30 protein-coding genes and 1 tRNA gene are annotated in these 25,258 nt (G+C 38.1%); 11 read left to right on the top strand and 20 right to left on the bottom strand.

Annotated elements, in window-relative coordinates:
• Positions 1–6: 6 nt before the first annotated feature.
• The 6 genes from IPJ16_13160 to IPJ16_13135 all read left to right on the top strand — a co-directional run bounded on the left by IPJ16_13160 (position 7) and on the right by IPJ16_13135 (position 7,159).
• Positions 7–501, top strand: a complete 495-nt coding sequence (locus IPJ16_13160) for a transposase (protein ID MBK7628120.1) — start codon at positions 7–9, stop codon at positions 499–501.
• A gap of 58 nt (positions 502–559) precedes the next feature.
• Positions 560–1,918, top strand: a complete 1,359-nt coding sequence (locus tag IPJ16_13155) for a DegT/DnrJ/EryC1/StrS family aminotransferase (GenBank protein MBK7628119.1) — start codon at positions 560–562, stop codon at positions 1,916–1,918.
• Between the two features lie 215 nt (positions 1,919–2,133).
• A complete protein-coding gene (locus tag IPJ16_13150; protein ID MBK7628118.1) occupies positions 2,134–3,027 on the top strand; it encodes a glycyl-radical enzyme activating protein in 894 nt (297 codons plus the stop codon).
• Between the two features lies 1 nt (position 3,028).
• Positions 3,029–5,443 carry a glycyl radical protein gene (locus IPJ16_13145; GenBank protein MBK7628117.1) on the top strand — a complete coding sequence of 805 codons (2,415 nt, stop codon included), beginning with the start codon at positions 3,029–3,031 and terminating at the stop codon, positions 5,441–5,443.
• Between the two features lie 10 nt (positions 5,444–5,453).
• The gene (locus tag IPJ16_13140; GenBank protein ID MBK7628116.1) at positions 5,454–6,419 is read left to right on the top strand and encodes an ROK family protein; all 966 of its coding nucleotides are present in this window, start codon (positions 5,454–5,456) and stop codon (positions 6,417–6,419) included.
• The gene (locus tag IPJ16_13135) at positions 6,413–7,159 is read left to right on the top strand and encodes a DeoR/GlpR transcriptional regulator (GenBank protein MBK7628115.1); all 747 of its coding nucleotides are present in this window, start codon (positions 6,413–6,415) and stop codon (positions 7,157–7,159) included. Before IPJ16_13140 ends, IPJ16_13135 begins: the two co-directional genes overlap by 7 nt.
• Positions 7,160–7,168: 9 nt before the next feature.
• On the opposite strand, the gene IPJ16_13130 is transcribed toward IPJ16_13135, so the two are convergent.
• Positions 7,169–7,978: an MBL fold metallo-hydrolase gene (locus IPJ16_13130; protein ID MBK7628114.1), complete on the bottom strand. Its 810-nt coding sequence runs from the start codon at positions 7,976–7,978 to the stop codon at positions 7,169–7,171.
• A 381-nt stretch (positions 7,979–8,359) separates the two neighbouring features.
• Positions 8,360–8,839, bottom strand: a complete 480-nt coding sequence (gene tnpA, locus IPJ16_13125; GenBank protein ID MBK7628113.1) for an IS200/IS605 family transposase — start codon at positions 8,837–8,839, stop codon at positions 8,360–8,362.
• Positions 8,840–9,413: 574 nt separating this feature from the next.
• Here tnpA and IPJ16_13120 point away from each other — a divergent pair.
• Positions 9,414–10,025, top strand: a complete 612-nt coding sequence (locus IPJ16_13120; protein ID MBK7628112.1) for an outer membrane beta-barrel protein — start codon at positions 9,414–9,416, stop codon at positions 10,023–10,025.
• Between the two features lie 373 nt (positions 10,026–10,398).
• Positions 10,399–10,473 (top strand) — tRNA-Pro (locus IPJ16_13115).
• A 151-nt stretch (positions 10,474–10,624) separates the two neighbouring features.
• Here IPJ16_13115 and IPJ16_13110 read toward each other — a convergent pair.
• The 15 genes from IPJ16_13110 to IPJ16_13040 all read right to left on the bottom strand — a co-directional run bounded on the left by IPJ16_13110 (position 10,625) and on the right by IPJ16_13040 (position 19,893).
• Complete coding sequence (locus IPJ16_13110; GenBank protein MBK7628111.1) at positions 10,625–11,533, bottom strand: DUF3800 domain-containing protein; 909 nt, start codon at positions 11,531–11,533, stop codon at positions 10,625–10,627.
• A 292-nt stretch (positions 11,534–11,825) separates the two neighbouring features.
• The gene (locus IPJ16_13105; protein MBK7628110.1) at positions 11,826–12,278 is read right to left on the bottom strand and encodes a hypothetical protein; all 453 of its coding nucleotides are present in this window, start codon (positions 12,276–12,278) and stop codon (positions 11,826–11,828) included.
• Between the two features lie 57 nt (positions 12,279–12,335).
• Positions 12,336–12,533, bottom strand: a complete 198-nt coding sequence (locus tag IPJ16_13100; GenBank protein MBK7628109.1) for a hypothetical protein — start codon at positions 12,531–12,533, stop codon at positions 12,336–12,338.
• Entirely contained in the window at positions 12,517–12,828 is a 312-nt protein-coding gene (locus IPJ16_13095) for a hypothetical protein (GenBank protein ID MBK7628108.1), read from the bottom strand. Before IPJ16_13095 ends, IPJ16_13100 begins: the two co-directional genes overlap by 17 nt.
• A gap of 29 nt (positions 12,829–12,857) precedes the next feature.
• The gene (locus IPJ16_13090) at positions 12,858–13,463 is read right to left on the bottom strand and encodes a hypothetical protein (GenBank protein MBK7628107.1); all 606 of its coding nucleotides are present in this window, start codon (positions 13,461–13,463) and stop codon (positions 12,858–12,860) included.
• 2 nt (positions 13,464–13,465) lie between these two features.
• Entirely contained in the window at positions 13,466–13,615 is a 150-nt protein-coding gene (locus IPJ16_13085) for a hypothetical protein (GenBank protein MBK7628106.1), read from the bottom strand.
• The gene (locus tag IPJ16_13080; GenBank protein MBK7628105.1) at positions 13,615–13,815 is read right to left on the bottom strand and encodes a hypothetical protein; all 201 of its coding nucleotides are present in this window, start codon (positions 13,813–13,815) and stop codon (positions 13,615–13,617) included. Before IPJ16_13080 ends, IPJ16_13085 begins: the two co-directional genes overlap by 1 nt.
• A 4-nt stretch (positions 13,816–13,819) precedes the next feature.
• On the bottom strand, positions 13,820–14,509 hold the full coding sequence (locus tag IPJ16_13075) for a hypothetical protein (GenBank protein ID MBK7628104.1): 690 nt from the start codon (positions 14,507–14,509) through the stop codon (positions 13,820–13,822).
• Entirely contained in the window at positions 14,506–14,796 is a 291-nt protein-coding gene (locus IPJ16_13070; protein MBK7628103.1) for a hypothetical protein, read from the bottom strand. The genes IPJ16_13075 and IPJ16_13070 overlap by 4 nt, the downstream gene beginning before the upstream one ends.
• A 159-nt stretch (positions 14,797–14,955) precedes the next feature.
• Positions 14,956–15,318 carry a hypothetical protein gene (locus IPJ16_13065; protein MBK7628102.1) on the bottom strand — a complete coding sequence of 121 codons (363 nt, stop codon included), beginning with the start codon at positions 15,316–15,318 and terminating at the stop codon, positions 14,956–14,958.
• A 16-nt stretch (positions 15,319–15,334) separates the two neighbouring features.
• Positions 15,335–16,660 carry a hypothetical protein gene (locus IPJ16_13060; GenBank protein MBK7628101.1) on the bottom strand — a complete coding sequence of 442 codons (1,326 nt, stop codon included), beginning with the start codon at positions 16,658–16,660 and terminating at the stop codon, positions 15,335–15,337.
• A 19-nt stretch (positions 16,661–16,679) separates the two neighbouring features.
• A complete protein-coding gene (locus IPJ16_13055) occupies positions 16,680–17,144 on the bottom strand; it encodes a hypothetical protein (protein MBK7628100.1) in 465 nt (154 codons plus the stop codon).
• Positions 17,145–17,355: 211 nt separating this feature from the next.
• The gene (locus tag IPJ16_13050; protein MBK7628099.1) at positions 17,356–17,685 is read right to left on the bottom strand and encodes a helix-turn-helix domain-containing protein; all 330 of its coding nucleotides are present in this window, start codon (positions 17,683–17,685) and stop codon (positions 17,356–17,358) included.
• A gap of 77 nt (positions 17,686–17,762) precedes the next feature.
• Positions 17,763–18,578: a hypothetical protein gene (locus tag IPJ16_13045; protein ID MBK7628098.1), complete on the bottom strand. Its 816-nt coding sequence runs from the start codon at positions 18,576–18,578 to the stop codon at positions 17,763–17,765.
• 10 nt (positions 18,579–18,588) lie between these two features.
• Entirely contained in the window at positions 18,589–19,893 is a 1,305-nt protein-coding gene (locus IPJ16_13040) for a site-specific integrase (protein ID MBK7628097.1), read from the bottom strand.
• A gap of 399 nt (positions 19,894–20,292) precedes the next feature.
• Between IPJ16_13040 and IPJ16_13035 the strand changes: the two genes are divergently transcribed.
• Entirely contained in the window at positions 20,293–21,156 is an 864-nt protein-coding gene (locus IPJ16_13035; protein MBK7628096.1) for a hypothetical protein, read from the top strand.
• Positions 21,153–22,451: a HAMP domain-containing histidine kinase gene (locus IPJ16_13030; GenBank protein MBK7628095.1), complete on the top strand. Its 1,299-nt coding sequence runs from the start codon at positions 21,153–21,155 to the stop codon at positions 22,449–22,451. Before IPJ16_13035 ends, IPJ16_13030 begins: the two co-directional genes overlap by 4 nt.
• Before the next feature lie 35 nt (positions 22,452–22,486).
• Here IPJ16_13030 and IPJ16_13025 read toward each other — a convergent pair whose 3' ends face one another.
• Complete coding sequence (locus IPJ16_13025) at positions 22,487–23,470, bottom strand: hypothetical protein (protein ID MBK7628094.1); 984 nt, start codon at positions 23,468–23,470, stop codon at positions 22,487–22,489.
• Positions 23,471–23,515: 45 nt separating this feature from the next.
• On the opposite strand from IPJ16_13025, the gene IPJ16_13020 reads away from it, so the two are divergent.
• The gene (locus IPJ16_13020; GenBank protein MBK7628093.1) at positions 23,516–24,061 is read left to right on the top strand and encodes a glutathione peroxidase; all 546 of its coding nucleotides are present in this window, start codon (positions 23,516–23,518) and stop codon (positions 24,059–24,061) included.
• Between the two features lie 60 nt (positions 24,062–24,121).
• Here IPJ16_13020 and IPJ16_13015 read toward each other — a convergent pair whose 3' ends face one another.
• Both IPJ16_13015 and IPJ16_13010 read right to left on the bottom strand, forming a co-directional pair.
• On the bottom strand, positions 24,122–24,556 hold the full coding sequence (locus tag IPJ16_13015; GenBank protein ID MBK7628092.1) for a Rieske (2Fe-2S) protein: 435 nt from the start codon (positions 24,554–24,556) through the stop codon (positions 24,122–24,124).
• A 115-nt stretch (positions 24,557–24,671) separates the two neighbouring features.
• Positions 24,672–25,196, bottom strand: a complete 525-nt coding sequence (locus IPJ16_13010; protein ID MBK7628091.1) for an isoprenylcysteine carboxylmethyltransferase family protein — start codon at positions 25,194–25,196, stop codon at positions 24,672–24,674.
• Positions 25,197–25,258: the final 62 nt, after the last annotated feature.

The following is a 25,258-nucleotide window of genomic DNA, read 5'->3' as shown; positions in this document are numbered from 1 at the left end:
CATTGAATACCAAAATGGAATTGCAGGAATAAGGTGATATATTTTGTTACAATTTGTACCCATAAACGGATCTGTTATTTCGGAAATGTTGAAAATGGCAAAATGATTTTATCCGAAATCGGGCGAATTGCATCCAATCATTGGTTTGAAATACCAGATCATTTCCCGTTTATTGAATTGATCAATTTTGTGGTAATGCCAAATCATATTCATGGGTTGTTGGAAATAACCCGGTTTGATCAAAATCCAATATTTCCCATTCCACCCGGCAAAAATGAATCCATGGCCGAAATATCCCCAAAACACGGTTCATTATCATCGGTCATGCGATCATATAAATCGGCGGTTACAAAATCTGCACACGAATGCAAATATCAATTCGCATGGCAACCCCGTTTTCACGATCATATTGTATCCGGACCTGATGAATTCCGCCGTATACATGATTATATTTCCTATAATCCCGATAATTGGAAAGGCGATAAAAATGTATCTTCATAATCGTGCATTTATTATCAGGATTCATGATATTTGATTTATTAACAATATTCCTCGTCATATGCCAACCCCCAAAATCTCACGCCGCCAGATCATCAGAACCACATCAGCAGGTTTTGTTGGATCAATGATTCTCAATCCGTTCAAAGCGTTTAGTATTGGTCCCAGCCAGCAGCAGGCGAAGCTGGCAATTAACGGTGGAGAGAAGGTCCATCGTGGTGCATGGCCGAAATGGCCCGAATGGGATATGTCGGCCGAACAGGGCATTATTGAGATGTTCCGCTCAGGCAGATGGTGGCGTGGTAATGGAGAATTTGTTGCTGAGTTTGAAAAGAAATATGCCGAACTGATGGGGGCAAAACGCTGCCTTGCAACTGCAAGCGGTACAACTGCCCTTATTACTGCTCTCGATGTGGTCGGTGTTGATGCCGGCGATGAGGTTTTGGTTTCACCATATACGTTTATAGCTACCTATAATGCAATATTTGCCCACAAGGCACTGCCTGTGTTTGTGGATTCTGACCACGAGACATTCCTCATAAATCCGAAGAAGATAGAGGAACGGATAACAGACCGCACGGTTGCAATATTACCAGTTCATATTTACGGACTGCCTGTTGATATGGACGGTGTAAATAAGGTTGCCAGGGCGAGAAACCTCAAAGTTGTTGAGGATGCCTGCCAGGCCTGGTTGGCTGAATATCGCGGGAAACGTACTGGCACTCTGGGTGACCTTGGCTGTTTCAGCTTCCAGAATTCAAAGCATCTGGCAGCAGGTGAGGGTGGTGCCATTCTTGGTAACAGCGATGAACTCATAGATCGCTGCCATGCCTATCATAATTGCGGCCGTCCAACCGGAACAATGAAACCTGGTCCGGGTTATCCCTACCGCGGACAAAACTACAGGATGCAGCAGTCGCAGGCTCTGATTCTTCTGTCACAGATGAAACGTATTGAAAAAGATAATGATATCCGTCTGGCTAATGCTCTTTACCTCGATAAGAAACTGAAAGAGATCCCCGGTATAATTCCTTACAAACTTGCAGAGGGAGCCACAAGGGCTGTCTATCATCTGTATCCTTTCAGATATATTAAGGAAGAATTTAATAATGTTCCTAAAGAGAGATTCATAAGGGCCTTAAATGCAGAAGGCATCCCCTGCAGCAGTGGCTATGGAAAACAGAACAGGGATGGTCTGATGGAGGAGGCATTTAACTCGCGGGGATATAAGAGGCTTTTCTCTGAATCGCGACTGAAACAGTGGCGCGAGGAGAATATTCTTCCGGGCAATGACCAGCTTTGCGATCAGGCTGTTACCATAACCCAGAGCATGCTGCTCGGCAGCCAGGCTGATATGGATGATATCGTAAATGCAGTATCCAAGATCTATGCGAACAGGGATTCACTGGCATCGGCATGATCTGCATAAACATAGCTGAAATCCATTAACCACAGAGCACACAAAGTATCTTTAGAGAGCACAAAGATCATTTCTTTTATATCAATCACTTTGTGCCCTTTGTGAAAAACCTTTGTGTCTTTGTGGTTAATTCTTAATTATGTTTCATATGAAGTATAATATGCTTTTATATGAAATTATTTTGTATTTAATATGAAGATTTGTATCTTTGGTACATGATCTTCAATATTCAGCGGTTTTCGACCCACGACGGACAGGGTATCCGTACAATGATCTTCTACAAAGGCTGTCCTCTTGCATGCAAATGGTGCTGCAATCCGGAAAGTCAGTCTTTCTCAGCCAGCCTCATGTATAACCGAAAGTTATGTAAGAATTTCGGTGACTGTCTGAAGCAGGGTGATCCTGCAATCACTTCCGGTGAGGATGGACTAATTATTGACTATTCTTCAGTTCAAAATCCTGAAAAGTTCTGCAATGTTTGTGCTTCGAAGGCTTTGATTGTTTCAGGAGAGGAGATAAGTGTAAATGAGCTGATGATTGAAATAGAGAAGGATCTTCCATTTTATGAACAGAGCGGGGGTGGCGTAACTCTTTCAGGAGGGGAACCGTTATCCCAGGGATCAGAACTTGATCAGTTGTTACACGAACTTAAGAAGAAGAGAATTAATGTTGCCATCGAATCATGTCTTCATGTAAACTGGGAAAATTTGGAGAGGTGTATCCCGTTAACAGACACTTTCCTTGTTGATCTTAAACATACCGATCCTGACAAATTCAGGAAATTTACCGGAGGCGATGCAGATCTTGTTCTGACCAATCTGAAAAAGCTGTCAGCCTTGCATAAAAATATTATTATCAGAGTTCCTGTTATTCCTGAGTTCAATCTTACGGAGCAGGAAATGAGATCGATAATTGATTTTGCTGTCTCGTTAAAGTCAGTTAAAGAGATTCATTTTCTTCCTTTTCATAATCTAGGCAAGGAAAAATATAATATGCTCGGTCTGGAATATTATTATGCAAAAGGTATAGAGACGTTGCATGCAACGTCTCTTAAAGAATATGAGATGTATGCAAATTCATTTGGATTGGTAACAAAGATCGGAGGGTAAAATGTTACAAGGCACAAAACCTGTTGAGTTATCTGAACGAATTTCAGCTTTAAGGGAAAAAGTTCTCAGGATTAAACCTTCCGTGTGCACCGAAAGAGCCCGGTTTTATACCGAAGCTTATGAGGAGAACGCAGACAAACCTGTAATAATCCGGAGGGCAATAGCACTTGAGAAGACTTTAAGTGGAATGACAATCTTCATCGATGAAGGCGAATTGATAGTCGGCAACCAGTCATCGCAGCACAGAGCTGCTCCCATTTTTCCTGAATATGCTGTCGACTGGCTGCCTGAAGAGATGGATGGACTTGATAAACGTCCGGGAGACGCGTTTTTTATCACAGAAGAACACAAAAAAGAGCTTGTTGAAATAGCAGCCTGGTGGAAGGGTAAGGTGCTCTACGATAAAGGCCGTGCACTTATGTCGCAGGAATTGCGAGATATTCACGATGCTTCAATCATAAAGGCTACGGGTAATCTCACTTCAGGTGATGCGCATATAGCTGTCGATTTTTACAAAATTCTTTCATCAGGTTTAAATGGATATCTTGATGAAATTGAACATTTTCACAATCAGGTAAATCTACTTGAACCGGATGGTGAAAGAAAAGACCATTTCTATAATGCATTAACAATCAGCATAAAAGCTTTTCAATCGTTTATTCTCAGATTTCATAAACTTGCAATTGAACTGAGTAAGTCAGAAAAGAACCATGCAAGAATGGAAGAGCTCTTGACAATAGCAGCTAACTGCAAAACAATCTCAGCACAGCCTCCTCAGAATTTCTGGCAGGCTCTGCAGCTTGTTTGGTTCGTTCAACTTGTTCTGCAGATCGAGAGCAACGGTCACTCCGTATCACTTGGACGCCTCGACCAGTATCTGTATCCCTTCTATAAAAAGGATTCTCTTTCAGGTAAAATCTCAGATGAATTTGTATCAGAATTGCTCGAAAACACATGGATCAAGCTTCTTACTATCAATAAAATACGTCCGTGGTCGCATACCCGTTTCTCTGCAGGCGGACCTCTTTATCAGAATGTAACTATCGGCGGACAAACAACCGACGGGAAGGATGCCGTTAATGAGCTTAGTTTTCTGATTCTGAGCTCGGTTGGCAAAATGAAACTTACACAGCCAAATCTTTCTGTAAGATTTCATAAGAATATAAATGATTCATTTCTGAGTGAGTGCATTAATATCATCGGAAAGGGTTTTGGAATGCCTGCTTTCAATAACGACGAAATTGTGATACCGGAACTGATTAAGCTTGGAGTTGAAAAAGATGATGCATATAATTATTCTGCAATAGGCTGCATTGAGATAGCTGTCCCGGGTAAATGGGGTTATCGCTGCACAGGGATGAGCTTCCTTAATATGATGAGGGTTTTTCTTGCATCGATGTATGACGGACTCGATAAATATTCCGGCAAAACATTCCAGAAGGGAACCGGAAATTTCGTTGATTTTAAGTCATTTGAAGAGGTGCAGAATGCCTGGAGAAAACAGATAAAATTCTATGCTGCCAAGACAATAGAAATTGATGCAGCAATTGATACAGCAATAGAGGAGCATGTTCCGGATATTCTTTGTTCAGCTTTTGTTGACAGCTGTATAAGCAGGGGAAAAACTATAAAAGAGGGCGGCTCGAAGTACGATTTTGTATCAGGTCTTCAGGTAGGCATAGCTAATCTTGGCAACTCGCTTGCAGCCATTAAGAAGCTTGTTTTCGAAGAAAAGAAGATCACTCAGCAGCAGCTTATTGACTCGATTGAATCTGATTTTGAAGGAAAAGAAGGGGAGAAGATCCGATATTTGCTGCTGAATTATGCACCCAAGTACGGCAACGACGATGATTATGTTGACCTGCTTCTTAAAGACGCCTATCTCGACTTCATTAATGAACTGGATCAGTACCATACCACCCGTTTCAACAGAGGGCCTGTAGGATGCAGGTATTACGCCGGAACCAGCAGTATTTCTGCTAATGTACCAAACGGATCAGTTGTTCCGGCTACTCCCGACGGACGTAAAGCATATACTCCTGTTGCCGAGGGAAGCTCACCCTCATCAGGAACTGATATGCTTGGACCAACTGCTGTTTTCAAATCAGTATCTAAACTGCCAACATCAAAAATAATGGGAGGGGTGCTGCTTAATCAGAAACTTTCACCGGCATCATTGAGCACTGATTCAGATAAGAATAAGCTGAAATCGATGCTCCGTACGTTTTTCGCAGATCTGAAAGGATGGCATGTGCAGTACAATATTGTTTCAAGAGAGACTCTGCTTGCAGCCAAAAAAGATCCAGAAAACTACCGCGACCTGATAGTAAGGGTAGCAGGTTATTGTGCTTTTTTTACTACATTGTCTCCTGATACACAGGACGATATTATAGCCCGTACAGAACAATCTTTATAACTCTCTTATTATGAAAAAAATCCTTTGTGGCGTTGATATTGGCGGTACCAAACTCTCTGTTGCACTTGTAACTACAGAAGGGGAGATAATAGATAAATGTATCGATTGCGGTCATGTTGATAAGACAGAAGGCGGGATGGTAGATCAGATCAAGGAGACTATCAAAACTATACTCAATAAAAGCAAGTTGGACGAGTCTGACCTGCTTGGGATTGGAATCGGTTGTGCCGGACATATCCGTTTCAGGGATGGTGTGATTATTACTACTTCAAACCTTAAGGGATACAAGAATTATCCTCTGCGCGATGCTGTTCAAGCCGGATTTAAAGTACCGGTAATCCTTGATAATGATGCAAATGCACAGGCATACGGGGAATACAAGTTCGGAGCCGGGAAAGGATTCAATGATATGGTTTTCCTCACAATCAGCACCGGTATAGGTGCCGGAATAATAATAAACAAACAGTTATACCGTGGAGTAACAGGCACTGCTGGCGAATTTGGTCATACAATCATAGAGCCCGACAGTGAACTGAAATGTACCTGTGGCAATAATGGCTGCCTTATGGCAGTAGCATGCGGAATGGCGCTGCCATATCTTTATAAGCAGAAGCTTGATAATGGGATGGTTACAACTCTTCAGCTGTCTCCGGGTTTTGACTATAAAAAGGTTGATGGAAAACTTCTTAAGCTCGGATTGGATATTGATGATCCGGTGTCGAAGGCAATAATACTCGATAGCGGCAGATACCTCGGGATTGGACTTTACAATATCTTTCAGGCTTTGAATCCGCCACTTATTGTCCTTGGAGGAGGACTCCTTAGCTGGGGCGATTTTTATCTTGATCAGATCAGGAAGACCTTTTATGATCTGGCAGGAGATATGATTTTCGATCCGATTGAAATAAAGGTATCTGATATTGGTCCGGATGCCGGAGTTATAGGAGCAGCCTCACTAGCCCTTGAATTATGCTGAACGAAAGGCAAAATAGAATTCTGAAACTGCTTAGCCGCAATGATCTTACAACGGTTAATGAACTGGCTTCAAAGCTTAATGTATCATCAGTTACCATAAGGCAGGATCTTAACTTTCTTGAGGCAGAAGGGTTGTTGCGAAGGGTTCATGGCGGAGCAGTCCTTGAAGATGCTGAGGACCTGACTAACCGGCTTGGATTCAACTATGAAAAGAAACTTAGGATTGCCCGTAAGGCTGCTGAACTCGTTAATGATGGTGAGACTGTTTTAATAGAATCAGGGTCGACAAATGTCCTGCTGGCCAGGGAACTTGTTAAGAAGAAAAACGTGACCCTGATAACAACGAATGTATTCATTGCCAGGCAATTCAGGAAAAATGAACCTGCAAATGTCATATTGCTAGGAGGCTTGTATCAGCAGGAGAGTGAGAGTATGGTCGGGAAGATCACAAAAGTTTGCCTTGATCAGATCAACTTTGACAAGGCGTTCATTGGAATTGACGGATATACTTCTATAGCAGGATTTACTTTGAGGGATCTGTTCAGGGCTGAGATTTCGAGTTATATTATTAAAAAATCAACAAACACCACAATAATATCAGATTCAAGCAAATTCGGAAAAACAGAATTGACAAATATCTGTTATCACGTTGATATACATCATGTTGTTACTGACAGTGAACTTGATAAGACTTATGTTGACGAATTTAAAAAAGCAGGGTTAGATCTTTTGCTTGCCTGATTATTTCTATCAGATCATTTCTTCATCCAGACTGATCATTTCATTCGGAACATTACGGTTCAGAATTGAGATCTGCTGATGACTTTTAATTACAATATCTCTTTGAGAAAAAGTTTTATGCAGAGTATCAAGTGCTTTCTCCGGCGTGTTATTATTTTTGCTCAAATGAGCTAGGCAGATGTGATTTATAGAGTCATTAAAAATGTCCGCCAGGAAAGATGAAGTCTGGAGATTGCCTAAATGTCCGTTATTTGAGCGTATCCTTTCTTTAAGAAAATATGGATATCTTCCATTTTCAAGCATCTGCTCGTCATAATTTGACTCAATAACGAGCAGGTTTGCATCTTTTATATAAGGTGCAGACGTCTGACAGATATGTCCAAGGTCAGTAGCGATAGTAATTTTCTTACCTCCGGCACTTATTTGGAATCCGATAGTTTCAGGGGCATCATGGTTAACAGGAAAAGCTTCGATATAAAAATTTGCAAGATTGAATGGTTCCTGCATCGGAATTTCACGGATACAGTCGATCGATATCTTTTTATGCGGCGACAGAATGCTATCCCAGATTTTGCGAGTAGTAAAAGCAGGGATGTGATTCTTTCTGGTTAGTACTTCCAGTCCCTTAATATGGTCTATGTGATTGTGAGTTACAAGAATACCCATAATTGAGTCCATAGGAATATTCATATTCCTCAGGAACTTACGAATAGAAGTTGCTGATATCCCCGCATCGATTAATATACCATGGAAATCGTTACCGATGTAATAACAGTTTCCGCTGCTTCCGCTGCTCAGACTGCAAAAATTCAATGCCATATAAGATTAAATCCAATCAGGGTCAAAGGTATTTATTTATGGCAATCCATCTATATCTGTATGTCAGCCCTACGGGCTTCATCTTCATTCGTCAATCCGTTTCTACCGATATGTCAGCCCAACGGGCTTTTGTCATTGCTTCGATCAATTTTCTACCGATATGTAAGCCCTACGGGCTTCATTTCCATTCGTCACACCGTTTCTACCTATATTTCAGCCCTACGGGCTTTATCTTCATTCCTCAAATTGTTTCTACCGATATTCCAGCCCTACGGGCTTTGTGATTGGTTACCAGTTTTTTTTAAAGCCCAGAGGGCTGATATCTCGGTAGCCCGGAATTTGGAAATTGATCTTTGAAGCCCGTAGGGCTGACATATTCAACTATTGATCATCATCCGTAACTTCAAAAAAATCAAATACATATTGTTCTTCAAAATCAATTTCAAATGTGTTAAGTATATCTAAATACTCTGTTCTGAATGTGTGTTTTTTATGATGTATCTCCTGATTTTCAATATATGAGATAACATCTGGCCGCTGAGATCTAGAATATGAAAATCCACCATAACCAGATTGCCATTCAAAGTGTCCATTTATCCATTTTTTCTCATTAATAAATTTTGATGAGTTGTTTTTAACATCCCTGACAATGTCTGACAAAGCTACAGATGGATTCAGTCCAAATAGAATATGAATGTGATCAGACACCCCATTTATTGCAAGAAGTTTATGATTTTTATTAGTAAGAATCCCAGTTATGTATTTATAAATCTCATTGCGATGCTGCTTTTTTAGAATGCATTCACGATGTTTCACTGCGAAAACAACTTGTATTGTAATTTGGGTGTAAGTATTTGCCATAGTTTAACTTTTAGATATATTAAAGATATAAAATAATTACATCGATTTCTATAATTGGTATTAACGATAAGCTCCTTTTGGCTTCATCTGCATCTGTCAATTTGTATAACCGATATGTCAGCCCTACGGGCTTCTTCTATGTCTGACAATATATCTTCTACCGATATTTCAGCCCTATGGGCTTTTGTCATTACTTCGATCAATTGACCACCGATATTTCAAATCCACAGGTCTCTTCTTTGTTTGGCAGTATATCTTCTATCGATATCTCAGCCCTTCGGGCTCCATCTATGTCTGGTAATAGATCTTCTAATATATTGCAGATGTATTGACATGATCTGTTCTGATTGCCTGAGAATATTTAGATTTAAAAGGAAAACCAAAAAAGTTGATTCTGATATTAAAAATGTATAAATTTGATTTACAAATTGTTGATAGTATAATTTTATGCATCCTGCTGATAATATTTAAATGAAAATTCAATATACGGCTATCAGTGACATAATACCATATTAGTAAATTGTTAAAAAGTAGTCCCTTTATATTATTCTTCATTTTTGCGGTTTCAGGATCTATGTTCTGTAAAGAAGTATCTGACAGTACAAGATCAAGAACAAAGGCATCATTAGGAATACGTGGTGGATTAAATTTGTCATACCTTAATTCAATTAAAGATCCCAGTGGACCACCGATGGGTTCTTCGCATTACGATTTGGAAGGAAACAGACTCAGCGCAGGATTTAGCAGTGGATTTTTTCTTGATTTTAAAAGTGAAGACAATTTTTCAATTGAGCCTCAGATTAATTTTATTTATATCACTCATGAGGCTAATCTAACTGTAGTCAGGAGGTATCAATCAGGAGTTTATAGTTATAATGATAGGTTTTCATCTTTTATTATGCAGATTTGTATTCTTCCGAAATTTGCTGTAGGTAAGAAACACAATTTTAAAATTATGTATGGTCCTTTCGTCAAATTTCCACTAATTACAACAAGTAACAGCAGCACAGGAGATGGATTTCAAATCGGTGTTGGACAAATTGCCTGCCTTAGACTTGACGCACAGGCAAAATCAGGTGTTATAGGTTTTGATTTCAGAGTTGGATCTGATTTAGCTTCATCGCAGAATTTCAGAGAAACATCATTAACCCTGGGCTTATCATATGTTTTTGGATTGAAAAAATAAAATCCCTCAGGATTTATCTTCATTCGTCAATCCGTTTCTACCGATATGTCAGCCCTATGGGCTTCATCTTCATTCGGCAATCCGTTTCTACCGACATGTCAGCCCTACGGGCTTTGTAATTGGTTCCCAATTCTTTTTAAAGCCCGGAGGGCTGATATATCGGTAGCCCGGAATTTGGTAATAGCTCTTCAAAGCCCGTAGGGCTGACATAAGTAAATTCAGCTATGATTTGTAAAGCGCTATATGTCAATAACATGAAATTAAATATTTTTTTAAATTTAAATAACATCTAATAATTTATGAAAATTGAAAAACAAATCATACTTTTGCGACTCTTAAAAACCCACCTTTGCTAAAGCTACGGTGGCAAAAACGGGGTGTAGCGCAGCCCGGTTAGCGCATCTGGTTTGGGACCAGAGGGTCGCAGGTTCGAATCCTGCCACCCCGACGAGTGAAAATCAAGGAGTTAGACAATGTCTGGCTCCTTCTTTTTTTACCCATTTGCATACGATTTGCATACAGGTCTTTTCTATACGCTACTCTGAATCAATAGTGTTGATAATTATTAATTTTTGGGAAATGAAAGATTTAGATGATTATCACCGTTTATGGTCAGTGCAAATTTTGCATTTACATCTTGAAGGTGGGTAATGCCTTATACCTACCTTAACTCCATCTTTTCTATCAGCTCTTTTGTAGATTTCATTAAAAAGATCAGTCTCATCTTTTTCAAGGTACCTTCTTATTGAATAGGCACACACATCGGCTATTTGTATCATACTTGTTAGCTCAGAACTAACAAATAATGGAGTCTCAATGATTTTTGTAACACTTCCCCATAATGTACCATTTGCCTGAAAATGTTTCATTAACTCAGTATATTTCTTCTCAACTGATTGACTATTATCATGAATAATTAATCCATAAATAGTATTTGCATTTGCGGTACGGTCTTTTGATAAATTCTTTAAATACTTCTCAAATCTTGAGACTATTTGTTCAAAGGATTGTTCGTCGATAGTTTGTTTTGCCCTATTCTCATCCCATTTGATCTTATCAATACATTCTGCAAATAATCTTGCGAAATTCCACGTACCAATAGTGACAGCAATTTCTTTAATAAATGCCTGTCTTTCCTCTAAGGTTAAATGGATATAGTCCTGAGTATGTAAATAATTCTTTTTAGTCTGACTTAAGCTCTTTGCCTTTTTGGGATTGGTTCGCAATGCATGTAGGTTTGCTTTCCTTACTGTTTCAACCTCACTTCTTCGCCTTGTGTTTGACATTCTTTTAAATCCGGGAATTAATAATTGTTCTCTATATTCCCTTAGAATCCATGCTGTATGAATTTCTTTGTTTGCTAAATCATGTTTGGCTTTAATACTTATAATATCGCCTTCGCATTTTTTCCATTCCCAGACAGGAATTGATATGCCAACCAAAACAAAATGGGTGGAATTGTCAGTTAAATCAGAAGTTCCAGATTCGTCAACGTAACAGAAATACATTATAGAATCATATAAAATAAAAAAAGCGACTGGTGATGAAGAATAAATCCTCTCTGTGAGACGCTATGCGACCCGTTCCAGACGCTTCTGCAAATATATGGCACTAATTTAATAGTAACCAAATATTTTTGCAAGTTTTTTGTTAATGAATAGTTAATTTTGATGAATATCATCCATCCTACACTGTTTCTCTGAAAACAATGATACATTATTCATTCAATCCAACATGTTTGTAAAATATGAAGTTGTGATTAAGTTCCAGACAATTCAGATGATAAGCAAAGTGATTCTATTACTTAATTGCAGAATTTGTAATTAATATACCGCTTCCAACGGTTATGATATTATTTTTACCCTTTTCCAAAATTGTGGTTGTAACAAGATGAAATCTCCATAGAGCAGGAGCCAATTTGACGGGCAATTCCGGTGGAAAAAATAAAAAAGATACTTTAACTTTTTCGTAATTTGACTCGACTTCTAAGATACCTGACTTACCACCTTTTCGTGAAATAGTACCAATATTATCAGTTCTTACAATATCTGATCCTGTGTAACAATAAACTATGACCTCGTAAAGAGTGCCGTCAAGATAAGGCACTATTTCGGGATCATTTTCACTTAAGTACTTTATCCAGAAGTCTGAAAGTCCTTCTAAGTTGTTAAAAACTTGATAGGTCGTTACCTCCTCTTTTTTACATGAGAAAAGCAATAAGAAGCACAACAGAACCGGGATTAGTCTTTTCATGTCTGGTAGTTTTAACAAAGTTACTAATTCCCTGAAACTAAAACTCCCGGATTTCTCCTAAACATGCAAACCCTCTTTATCTAAAAACTTCCCCTCTGAAGACAGTTTCCGGTTAACGTCTTCGCTTTTATCAATCAATTCAATAGAAACCTTTGCGAGTTCTATTTGTAACTCCGGGAATTGCTCCGCCTCAAAAACGCCTGTTTTAATGCATTTTAAGAGCCTGATTTTTGTCGCCTTAGTTAGTTGTATCATCTTGTAAAGAGTTTAAAATATCCGTTGCAATTTGCTTTAATCCTTCATCTGTAAGTCTGTCATACTCTAGATGGGCCTCAATGTTTTGCAGTTTTGGAAGGAAATAAGGGAATAAGTCTTTTAATAGCGCAACCCTGTCCCTTGCAGTTAGTTTGTCCCATAATGCGGGTAATTCTGTTAGTTTTTCATTAAGAAAGCTGCTTAATTGAGCCTTAACCGGCTTTGCAACTTTATTTATTGCGCCCGGTTTCCGCCCGGCTGGATTACCGCTTTCCCCTGCTTTAAACTTTGCCATTTCCCTGCTTATTTTCTGTTATTTACAAATCATACAAACCGAATCAAAGGAAGTAAGGCCTTAATAGTTGTGTCAACCGGGTAAGGCATTAAGCTTTCTTTTACCCGGCCACGTACCAACAGCCCAAAACCAGTATTTTGAAACGCCAGATTGACCGGGAGTTCTGAAATACCTACTGCGTCAGGTGAATACTTATAGCTTGCATCCAGACCCGAAACGCCCGAAGCTGTCGCCTGAATCAGTATTGACCCCATTCCGCCACTTGCACCGAAACCCGAACCAATATCAAAGAGATCGTAACTGACCGCTGTAGTATCAATGCCTTTAATAGTTCTGCTTATTGTCGTGAGTGCGGTATTGGTAATTGCATCACCTGCTTTAAATTGATGGTTTTTATAAACCATGACCCCCGTTGCTGAAGTTGAAACGTCAGACCATATCTTTGCGGTCTTAACTAAGTGACCCTTGTTAAGGCTATCAATTTTGATTAAAATACCTTCCGGCATGAAACCTGAAGCGCCATTTTTTAGCTCATCCCTCTGAATGATGCAACCGCCGGGAATGTCCTCTAAGATCAGCTCAACACAATGATTTTGTCTGATTAGATTCTTTCTGAAGTCTGGCGAGTCTTCCATAATTACCGTTTTTTTATCTCTGCGAACATTTCCGGGATAGTTTGTTTCCGCTCAATACGTCCCGGAATATCAAACTTATCGGCTAGATACTGGCTCAGCTCATCAGCACTGACGGGCTTTTCTATTTCTTGTACTTCTTCAATCTCTTCCATTATTGAAAACCTTTTCCGGCTAGTAACCGCTTAAACTTTGTGTCAATTCCGGGGTGCGTACGCATGTAATTTTCCTTTATCCTGTTTACCTGATTTGCCGCGGTCATCGGATTTGAAAAATCTTCTTCCTCTGTTTGTTCCGGGAATTTCTCATTAATGAAACTGTCAATCATTTCCTGAGTAACATCTGTATCTGACATAATCTTAAATTTTAGTGATACGTTTTAAAAGTTCTTTATTAAAATATATTGTCTCTGGTATTGTGGCGGTAACTTCGAAAAGGTTGCCATAACCAAAAAGATTCTCGACCCCGTTTTTTTGCAGTATTGCTTTTAGCGTGTGTAGGTTCCCCAGAGTCGTTTCTGCTAATTTTAGAAAGTGCCGCTGTGCATCGCTATTAATGTAAGTCGTACAATAAATCTCCCTGATGCGCTTTTTATTCTCCTCTGTGAAAGTTATATTACCGTCCTTAATCGTATAATTTGAAACGGAAATATTATAGCTTCCTAAACTCTGAAAACTTTTCCTGTCAAAGTCGATCATTTCCAGATTTTTAATCAGCTTTTCTTCAAATAAAACTAGAGGGTCGCTGGTTCCAGCTCTTAAGTTATTGATAATGTAATCGTTATCTATTCCGATTTTTGCAATATTGTCATCTATTCTGCGATTAAACCGACTTTTTATCGCTGTAAGGTTACGGGCTAAGCAGTCACTAAGTTCCGCCGCTGTGATATTGCCAAAGGAAAGCCCCCTGTAATCACTCGCAATGGCTTGTAACCAACACAATGAGCTTTGATGTATTTCATTCCATAGCTTGTATGTTACTTCGTTCACAAAATACGGCTCCGGTTCCTTAGTGTGCGACGGTCTGTAATATTCTGTTTTCGTTTTCATAATTTTGCTTTTTTGTTTATATCCTGCGAATATCCGGCTGCTTTTAATGCCTGAATAACCAAATTCACGTCGTAAACCGCAAATGACCCCATTTTTTTGTATGGAATAGTTCCGGCATTTCTCCACATAGAAACTCGCATCGCTGAGGTTCCTAAAACATCAGCCAGACAGCGATCAGTGTAAGCCATGAACCCCGGATACTTTGAAGCCGGCTCCCAGTTTTCCCCGTCAAAAAATAATCCCGGAATCTTTAGTCTTTTCTCTCGTTCTTTAATCTGTTTTACCATAATATTTTTGTTGTAAAGTTAGGTAAATATTAATAATGTTTGCAAATATATTGCAAATGCCTTATTAACAATGTTAGTTAATTAGTTGTTAATGTCTTTATATCAATTATATAATACTTTACAAAAGCAATATCAGCCCTCTGTCATCATACCAGATGCCTACATAATTTCAGCCCCGGAAAACCTTGTATCCTGAGCCGGTAAATATTTTACTATCTCTCTTAATGCTGCAAGCTGCTTTTCAGACAAAGTTTTATCTCGTCTGAATTGCTTCTGCACACTATCAATAGATTGCACTTGCCCGGCCGTTAATTGCTTTTCGCTCAGATAAAAAAAGTCGAATAATTCTTTAATTGATGTCGTGTTTTCCATGACATTAGTTTTAAATAAAACTCCGGGGCCGGCTATGCAAGGCCGAACCCCAGAGTAACAAACCAAACTGACAGCCCCAGCGACGAAACTGAAAGCCTGATTTGTTGTGTTTTTGGCCAGAATTTGACCATTTTTCCATATTATTAACATGTCAATAAATTAATAATCAATTAATTACAGAGGTTTTAGAATCATAATAGTACACTACTCTCTTCTTCTTCTCTTCTTCTCTTCTTCTTCTTACCTCTTCATGCCTCTCTATATCACTAAAATCTGTACTAAATTTGTGGTCGGTCGAAAAAAAATCAATTTTAAGAATCGGCTTATATCCGGTAAATTTTTCCAGCTCTTCAATCATTAGCGTCTCCACAATATCAGGGCTATCCGTTACGAGTAAGGAATCATGTACAGTAAAGGCAATTATATCCGGGTGCTTCTTATTGAGAGTCGGGAGAATTATCTTTAATACTACATGCGCCTCAATGGCCTGTAAAAGAATCGGAAACCTTTCACCCTTACCGGAACCCCTGACAATAGAAAATATTTTATGAACCGTCGGGAACAGTTTCATAAATATCCGCTTTGCTCTGGAAATTCGTTTCCTGTTCTGGTCAAAGAGAATTATCATAACTGCTTTTTTTACATCAGCCCTGCTACATGGTAACCCCTTTGCCTCAAAATATGGCATTAAGTACTCATAAAACTGGCCTTTGGTTACTAAATTTATGTATAACTTAATATCATCATTATCAGGTATTTTCAGGCTTTTTAGAATCATAGCAAATTCTTTACTTTTTGCAAACCTCACAAGCCCCCCCGGATTAGTCAAAATCATTATAGTAAAATATGGCTGACTGTTTTTAATATCGACGTTTGCCCTTAGGTATCTGTTTTTTACCCTTACAAACTGTCTGAGTCCGGAAGGCATATTTGTTAAATTGGAATAGAACCGCCCCCCGGCATCATCAATCGAAGAGTATTTTTCATTATTATTTACCATGTTTATAGAAACAATGGCAGTATTATACGACTCCCCTGAGTATGTATTTTCGGCAAATGTTACCGCCTGAGGGTCTAGGGTAAAATCTTTTATGTATTTATTTTGAACCTTAAAACCACGTGCAAAATTCCGGGGGGCCTCGTTAACCTTTCTAATTAGTTTCTGATCTGTGACCGTCTTAATAATATACCTACTTTCATATTCAGAGGCAATCCGGTAACCGTACGACCTTTCTCCGGGTAAATATCCCTTTGTACGTTCAATCAATCCCTCACTTAATAAAAATTTTATGTATTGTTCGGCCTGTGGAATCTGCGTTCTTAAATATTTCATATTAAGGTAAGAAAATCCGTTATCTTCTTTTTTGGTGCAAACCCAGTATATTATTTGCTTTAAATATGACATTCTGAATCCTGATATTTTGGGAGGGTGCTTTTCAATTTCCTGAATCTTAGGCTCTAGTTTCTCAGGTAATATTTGTTTGTATCTCATTTGTCGCTGGTCGTTAATATCATAAATTATCAATCCATTGCTTTGCCTCAGTAAAATTCCGGGCTAAATAGTAGTAACCTCCCGACCTGATAACTTCAGATTCAATTTTCTTTTGTGCCTCTGATTGACGGTCTTTCCCGGCCTTTACTTCAATGTGAAGGGATAACCCTCTGAAAGTTGCCATAACGTCTGCAAGGCCTCTCTTTTGCGTTCCTAGACGGTATCTATGTAGTTTACGGTCATAGATTCCAGTTGAATTGATACGGGACGCAAAACCTCCCTTCAATGTGATATATTTCACAATACACTGAGTAAGGGAGTTTGAGCTGTCATCTCTGAAAGTCCGGGGTGCTAAATGTGGGCAAGTCGGATGCAATCGGATTGCTTCAGCATCGGCCATGCGTTCAAGTTCCTTAACCGCTTCCGGCTTCCGATAGGGTGCTTTAGGCCTTTTTTTCTTCTTTATTTCGGGTAGCTCAAACATCTGATTTTTGACTTAAAAATGTTATTTGCTTCATATCCTTACTGTTAACATTTTTTATTTGCAAACAACTCAGATCAACTTGCAAACATTTTGTAAACACAATTTTCTAATATTCATTTAAATATGTATAACATATTAATATACAGCTTTATAAGTACACTAAACAGATTGTGAAGCCCTCTGTCAATGAACCATAAACAGGCTAAAAATCTCACTTTTTAAGGTGCTTTTTTGCAGACTTTGCAAGCCTGTCTGTCATCACGTCCCCGGCTTCAGGTGCGGAAATGGTACGTTTTTCCATCCATGCCAAAAGACTTTTACGACTAAAAACAAGTCTTTTCCCATACTTTTGAAATGGAATCTCATTCAGCATGGTTAATTTATAGACCTGACTTTTGGATTGATTTGTAAGTTCGCAAGCCTCAATAAGGGTAATCCGGTCCGGGACGGCTTCGGGGCTTTTTGCAGGGTGTTTAATGTCTAACAATAGATTTTCTATGTTAGATAGTCTTGCTTCAAGTACATCGAATGGATTTGACATTTCACAGCATTTTAAGTTTAAGCTGTGAAGCTACTTTGTCGGGGTAGCCTGTAACCGGTTACAACTGGTAACTATTTTTAGAAGGTCTCTTTTTCGAGTGCTGATTTTAGTGTGTTAACTTCGTCAATGGCAGTTTGTTGCGCTGACTTTGATAGATGAGGAATTATTTTTTCAATTCTATCAATCTTATTGTATGTTTTCTTTCTGGTAGTCTCAATTGCTATTCTGTTTCTCCTTTTGGAATAATAATTATAAAATTGATTGATTTTTCCTTCCTCTCTCAAAATTACCTTACCCTCATAAGCAGAAATTAAAGCACTTTCTTGCAGAGAAAGCCTCTCCTTTATATCTGGCTCAGCTTTCTTATCATATAGACCCTTATATTTAGAAACAAATTCATTAAAAATTCTGGACCCGTCCGATTTTTTAGACATTCTTTCTTGAATTTCTTCATCTGAAAGCTTGTACAATGGATTCCTTTCCCATCTGATATTTTTCATATCCGTAATCGGTCCATCATATTTACAAACTAAAATATTTAAATCCCTGCCGATTTTATCAATTTCTCGGGTTAATGGGGTAGTCTTAATAGAAGGAATATCCCCCTGCATTTTAATATCCCCGTTTTTTATGAATAAGGTTTCCGCAACTTTATAAATACTACCCTCAACGAATAAGGCCGTAAATAAGCTAAATACCTCCTTTTGGAAATTCAAAAAATGTATTTTTTCTTCATATTTATCGGGGACCCTTAGTTTAAAATAACTTGCATAAGAAGGAATGACTTTAAGGAATTCACTTATTCCTTTAGGGTCACCGGCTTTAATGGCAGCATCAAATTGAATTATTGATAATGCTATCTTTTTAATTGTGTCGTCAATCTCTTTATTCATGGCCTTAATTTTAGAAATCGGTCAATTTAGAGGCGTTTTTAGCCCTTTCCTCTTGTTCGAATGATGCAAGGTAGTTCTCAGTTGTTCGGAGGTCAGAATGGCCCAAAGATTCAGAAATAAAGGCAATATTAGCCCCGCTTCGTTTTAATACAGTTGCGTATGAGTGCCGGGCCGTGTAAGTTGAAATATTATCATAATTCAGGGCCTTGCTTATTGCTGCCATTTTTTTATTAATCAGTCTGGTACAATTCTGAATAATCATTTTTTCGGTTTTAGGGTCAAGCCCAGAAGAAAGGAAGGGAAATATATAACTATCAGGCTTCTTATCTTTTGACCCCCATTTCTTTATAATCTCAATCATTTGAGGAACTAAAGTTGCTGCAATCGCTTTTTGATTTTTAGTCGTTCTTATTGTCTTTTGTCTGTAAAAGTGAATTTCACCCCCGGCAATATCTTTGTACTTCAGTCTGCATAAATCATTTATGTTAATCCCATTACAGAGGTATGAAAAAAACCACAAATCTCGGGACCGTTTTTCAATGTCAGTTGTTAATTCATAATCTAATACTGCCTTAATCTGTGCAAGTGTTAAGGCCATTTTCCGGCCGTCCCCTGATTTTATTTCATACTTTCCTTTTCCGAAAGGATATTGAGATTCTAAAATAATTTTATCTTCTTTCCCTTCGCTCATTATTGACCGGATACAACCCATGTAGAATTTAACCGTTGTAATACTTTTTGCTTTAATAGTTTTACTTTCCCCTTCAGCCGTAATCTCAGTTCTTTCAGTTCTTAGATATGCTTCATATCTTTTTAACCAGTCAATTGTAATATCAGAAAATTTCAGGTCCTTATTAGTGAACTTCATTATACTATTTATGGCACACTGGTAAGTCGAGGCCGTCCCTATCTGTTTTGTTTTGGTCAGCTCGTCAATCTTACTATAAAAGGCTGTAAGGATGCTGTCTTTTCGTCCCCGGCTCAGTCGCTTTTCTAACCCTGCAATAGAAAAACCTTCCCCCTTTGCCAATTCTTTTATATGGAGCTTAATCTTATCAAAACCCGCCTGAATGAGTTCTCTGGTTTCAATAAGTTCTTTTTTTCTGGCAGTTGGTATTCTCTTCCAGTCATCAATTGTTAAGTCAATACCTGAAGGATGAAAATAATATGTCTGATCGGCAGTAGAGAATATACGGTATTTCACCGGGTAACGCAAATCCCTTTCCGTTACTTCTTCGTTTTCTGCTACATTTTTGGCTCTTCGTGTATCAAAAAAAACTGACAAAATTGCGCCGTCAAGTGAATATTTTTCCATGTCTCAGTTATTAAATTTTGTTTTCGGCTTGCAAATAATATGCTCAAAGTATTTGCAAACAACTATCTGCAAATATACAAATTAAATAAAATCAAAGGAAAACAAATAAAAAGATAGTTATTAACAATATACCTGAATATCAGTACATTTAATGAATAAATAATTAAAATAAGAAAATCTAAAAAGGTGTCGTTTATGGTTTGGGACCAGAGGGTCGCAGGTTCGAATCCTGCCACCCCGACAAAAGAAAAAGCCTGGTACGAAAGTGCCGGGTTTTGTTTTTAATGTGCGTTGAAAGCTTAAAGATGAGTTCATCTTGTTAACGCCGGGTTTTTACTTTATTGATTTATTTCAATTGTTTATTAACTTTATGTTTTGTTAAACATAAAAAATCAGCTAATGAGAAACTTTACTTCTTTCAGGAAATCAATTGTCTTATCTATATTTATTGCTCTTGTGTTTTATTCTGTTGCATTTTCCCAATCAGGCAATGTAAAAATGGCATATAACTATCCAGCCGATAAACCTGTTAAATATCTTTCCACAACTAAGATAGTGCAGACTCTGGATGCCATGGGGCAGGTTATGGAAGTAAATGTATCTGCAGCTCTGGGTTGCAGCATAAAATCAAAAGGTTTAGTTGAAAAAATGATGAATCTTGAAGTGTCTATCGACTCTATGTATCAGAAAGTTGACTCTCCCCAGGGTTCAGCAGGAGGTGTATTAAGAGATGCTATGGGTAAAGTATTCGTCATGTCAATTACACAGGAAGGTAAGGAAACAGACCTCTCCGAAGCAGACAAAGTATTAATAAATATTGATGGGAGCGGATCAACAAATGCTGCCCAGTCATTCATTGATTTTTTCCCGGATTTACCGTCTGGTTCTGTAAGCCCCGGATATACGTGGTCACAAACTGATACAATCAAAACCAAATCTCCGAACAATTCTATGTTAATGGCTTTCAGATCAGATAATAAATTTGAGGACTTTGAAGAGATCAATGGAGTGAGGTGTGTCAGGATCAGTTCTGTAATATCAGGAGACAGATTGATGATAACTCAGACACAGGGAATGGATATTACAACAAAAGGTCCGTTTACAGGTTCCAGCATTGTGTATTTTTCGCCGGAGAAAGGATATTTTGTTAAACAGACAGTTAATACAAAGCAGACAGGAACAATCGATATTACATCGCCTGAAAATATGTCTTTTCCGGTCGTGATTGACATGACATCAGTTAATGAGGCGTTATCGAAATGATAAGGAAAAAAGCTAAAGGATTAATCAGTTACATTTTTGCCGAGGAGGAAGATTTCCCCCTGGAGCACAGGCTGGTATTATCTGCAAGTATTATAGGAATACTTATCAGCCTTATCGGTTCCTTAATAAACTCTTTGCTTTCAACGTCAGCAATTGCTGTTCTTGTACCTATTTTCCTATCCCTGATCGTACTTGTCCTCTATTACTTTATAAGGTTCAGAAAAATATACAAACCCGTCAATTTCCCTGTAATTTGTATCTCAATAATCGGAATCTCAACAATCTGGATCTTCAATGGAGGTATTAATGGTTCCAATGTGATGCCTGCATTGGTAATTTTGATACTTGGTTTGCTGATTGTAAGAGAAAGGGAGAAGATTTATGTTATATTACTTTTTTTAGTTTCAAATATTTCGATATTTCTTATTCAGTTCTACAGACCTGATCTTATTACAAATTTTCCTTCAGAAACTGAAAGGTGGATTGACCATCTGATAACCTTGATTTACTCTTCAATTCTGATCTACTTTATAATAAGATTTGTTTATGATAACTACAATATAGAGAGGCTTAAAGCTCTGGAAAGTGAGAGGAAGCTGATCCAGCTCAATGCAGACAAAGACCGTTTTATATCTATACTTGCACATGATTTAAGGAGTCCTTTTAACAATCTCATTGGTTTTTCCGAAGAGTTAAAGGAAAACCTGCAGAATCTTAATAAAGATCAGATTGAGAGTTATGTAAATACAATTAATACCTCTGCAAAAAATACTTATAACTTGCTCGACGACCTCCTTACATGGGAGAAAGCTCTGCAGGGAGCAATCCCTTTTAACCCTAAAAAGCAGAATCTCGGAGAATTGTGCAGGGATGTTCTTGTAAATATTAAACCTTTCTCCGATGCAAAAAATATAACAGTTAATTCTTATGTAGATGAAAGGATAATTGTTTACGCAGATGGATATATGCTTAAAACTGTACTGCGAAACCTTGTTGGTAATGCTGTAAAGTTTACAAATACAGGTGGTTCGGTACAAATCACTGCTGAATCTGATAACTCTGGTATAACTATTTCAGTTTCAGATAATGGAGTTGGCATGACAAAGGAAAATATTTCTAAATTGTTTGATATTGCCCAGGTTATTATTTCTGCGGGAACAGCAAAAGAAAAAAAAACCGAACTGGGATTACTTATCTATAAGGAATTTGTAGAAAAACATGGTGGAAGAATCAGAACAGAAAATGAGAACGGAAAAGGAAGCAATTTCCGTTTTACACTCCCTGTAGTTAATTAATCCTGGAAATTAACGGTTATCCCAAGCAGTTCCTCTTAATTTACTCTTATTACTATGCCACTGTAGGGTGTCTTCCCCCTTGTAGTTATAGAAGCAGGCTTAGTTAATTCCTTCTTGTCAGAAAAGATCTGAATATAATAGAGCCCTTCTTTTGAAAATTTCAATGGTATTTTATAAGTGTTTCCGCTTCTGTATTGTGAAAGTTCCCATGCTGTAATCGTCTGATATTCTTCTTCACTAAAGTCAGAATAGCTTCCTTTTCTATTAATCTGCGATGGCGTAAGCTTCTGTGGAAACTTGTCGCGGTAAATAACAAGAAAGTACAGAAAACTCTTGCCATCAGTTTTTACTGTGATATCAGTGGATGCATTCCTTTCTGCTGCCTCAGGGATATTTTCAAATTCAAAATACCTGTCAATGAATTCTTCATAGTACCTGAACTGTTTCCCTGAAAGGTGGTAACCGATGCCAACAAAATTATGTTCTTTCGCTATTACTGTCTTCTTATGTCCGTCATTTGGTGCTCTTTCCGACATAAATGAACCATGACCAGTTCTCATCAGTTCCCCGATTTTTTCAGAGGTAATTTCGTAATAAGCTGAAGACCATTCGCCAAATGCGTTTTCAGAAACATGGTCATGCCCTCCAGCAAAAGCATACCTGTGATATGGCTTTTCACCAGCCATGTTCCAGTGACCGACAAATTCATTCTCAGCAGCTTCCCTGCACATCTTGTTAGCTACCCTCGACGCAAGAATATCCAACTTTACTGACTGAGCATTGAATTTTTTTCTGCTCCTGTTAATGATCTCTAGCTGAGCCAGTTTCAGTCTGAGAGCTTCGTTATCATCTTTAAATTCAATTAATCTGCCTTCCTTTTCATTTTCAGACACGTAAAATTCCATATTATCCTGTTGTTCCTCAACCGATTTATGCGGAAGTATCGAACGTGGAAATATGATTATGATAACAGCAATTATTATAAATATCTTGAGTGTTTTCCAGAATTTTCTGAACATATACTTACATTGATTGTTTAATTTTGTAAAAGTAAATTAATCATTATGAAAACAAATAAACTAAGCTTACTATTTTTATTATCCGTCTTTACGATGGCAGGGTTCTCGCAATCGTCTGGTTTCTATGATTTTAAAGTTAAAACCCTTGAGGGTGCCGATTTTGACTTCAGTACTCTTAAAGGAAAGAAGGTAATGGTTGTAAATACTGCCTCAAAATGCGGTTATACACCTCAGTATAAAGACCTCGAGGAGATGTATGAAAAGTATGGCAGCGATATGGTTATTATCGGATTTCCGGCAAATAATTTTATGAATCAGGAGCCGGGTACGGCTTCAGATATACGTAAATTCTGCACCGAAAATTACGGTGTTACTTTTCCGATGATGGAAAAGATCTCAGTAAAGGGAGATGACATGCACCCTCTCTATAAGTGGCTTACATCAAAAGAGAAGAACGGGGTTATGGATTCGGAAGTAAAATGGAATTTCCAGAAGTACCTTATCGATGAAAACGGGAAACTGGTTGATGTTCTCTATTCTAAGGACAAACCATCTTCAGAAAAGGTAACGGCCTGGTTGTCAGTTAAATAAAATATAAATGCTTATTTAAAAGGGTTGTTTCATTTCACTTATGAAACAACCCTTTTTGATTTATAATTGTATTGTAAGAATATTTCCGGATTTATTTACAGGATAAGAAGTGAGTGGCGTTGTTGCAGGTCCGGCTGAAACACTTCCTGTTGTTGTAAACATTGAACCATGACATGGGCATTGTATATTTCCTGCCGTTGAAACATAACCAACTGTACAACCTTCATGTGTGCAGACACTCGATAATGCTACATAAGTTGTACCTGTATTAACAATAAGCAATGTCTGAACTATTTTAGATCCCCCAGCAGTATTTAAAACAGAATAATCTGCCAGCGACAGGTCTATTGTTATTTTACTGCCTGAAGGTCCGGGACCAGGTGTTGGCTCGGGATCCGGTTCAGTTTTTTTCTCGCAACTTGTAAACGCCGACGGGATTACTATTAATGCTGCACCACCTAATAGAACTCTTTGAATTACATCTCTTCTGTCCATAATCATGTAGTTTAATTATGGATGTAAAACAATCAAAAAGTGAGTTTGTTTAACGGAAGTTGAAAAAATGGCGTTACGCCTTAACGCCGTTATGCCACATCAAAAGATGAGTCATTCATATAATATAGGGAATAAACATCTTTGTGTCTTTCATATACTGCCGGTATTCGTCGCCAAATTTTGCAATCATTTCATTTTCCTCAATCTTAGCAGTTATATATACTGCAACGAGGTTGACTGCTCCCAGGATTAGTTGAACAGGTTCAGGATTTTTTATCATTACACCGGTACCCAGCAGAAATACCGACAGATATAACGGGTGCCTTATGAACCCGTAAATACCTGATGTAACGAGCAGGGAAGTATTTTCAAAATTAATTGTAGGCTTTCCTTTTCTTTTGAGCAAAAGGTACCCTGTTGTAACAGCATATAAAGAAATTGTCAGCAAAATCCATGAGATTATCTGATTTAACGACAGTGGGTTTACAAACCATACTCCGTAGTTAAGCATAAAAAGGATAAAAACGCTTTCAAAGGCAAAAAAACGCGCAATCCCATGGTACCTCTTATATTTAATTGACAAGAACCATGAAAATAAAATAATAAAAACTGTCCCTGTTATCAATACAATATAATTCATATGTCTTTATTTTAATTATAGTCAGACTTCAGGGCCTTACGAGTGCAAGACCGTCAGCCTTC

The sequence above is a fragment of the Bacteroidales bacterium genome (assembly GCA_016709865.1).
Classification (GTDB): Bacteria; Bacteroidota; Bacteroidia; order Bacteroidales; family VadinHA17; genus LD21.
The sequence above is the reverse complement of the archived record's forward strand: the minus strand, read 5'-3'. Positions and strand labels throughout refer to the sequence as shown.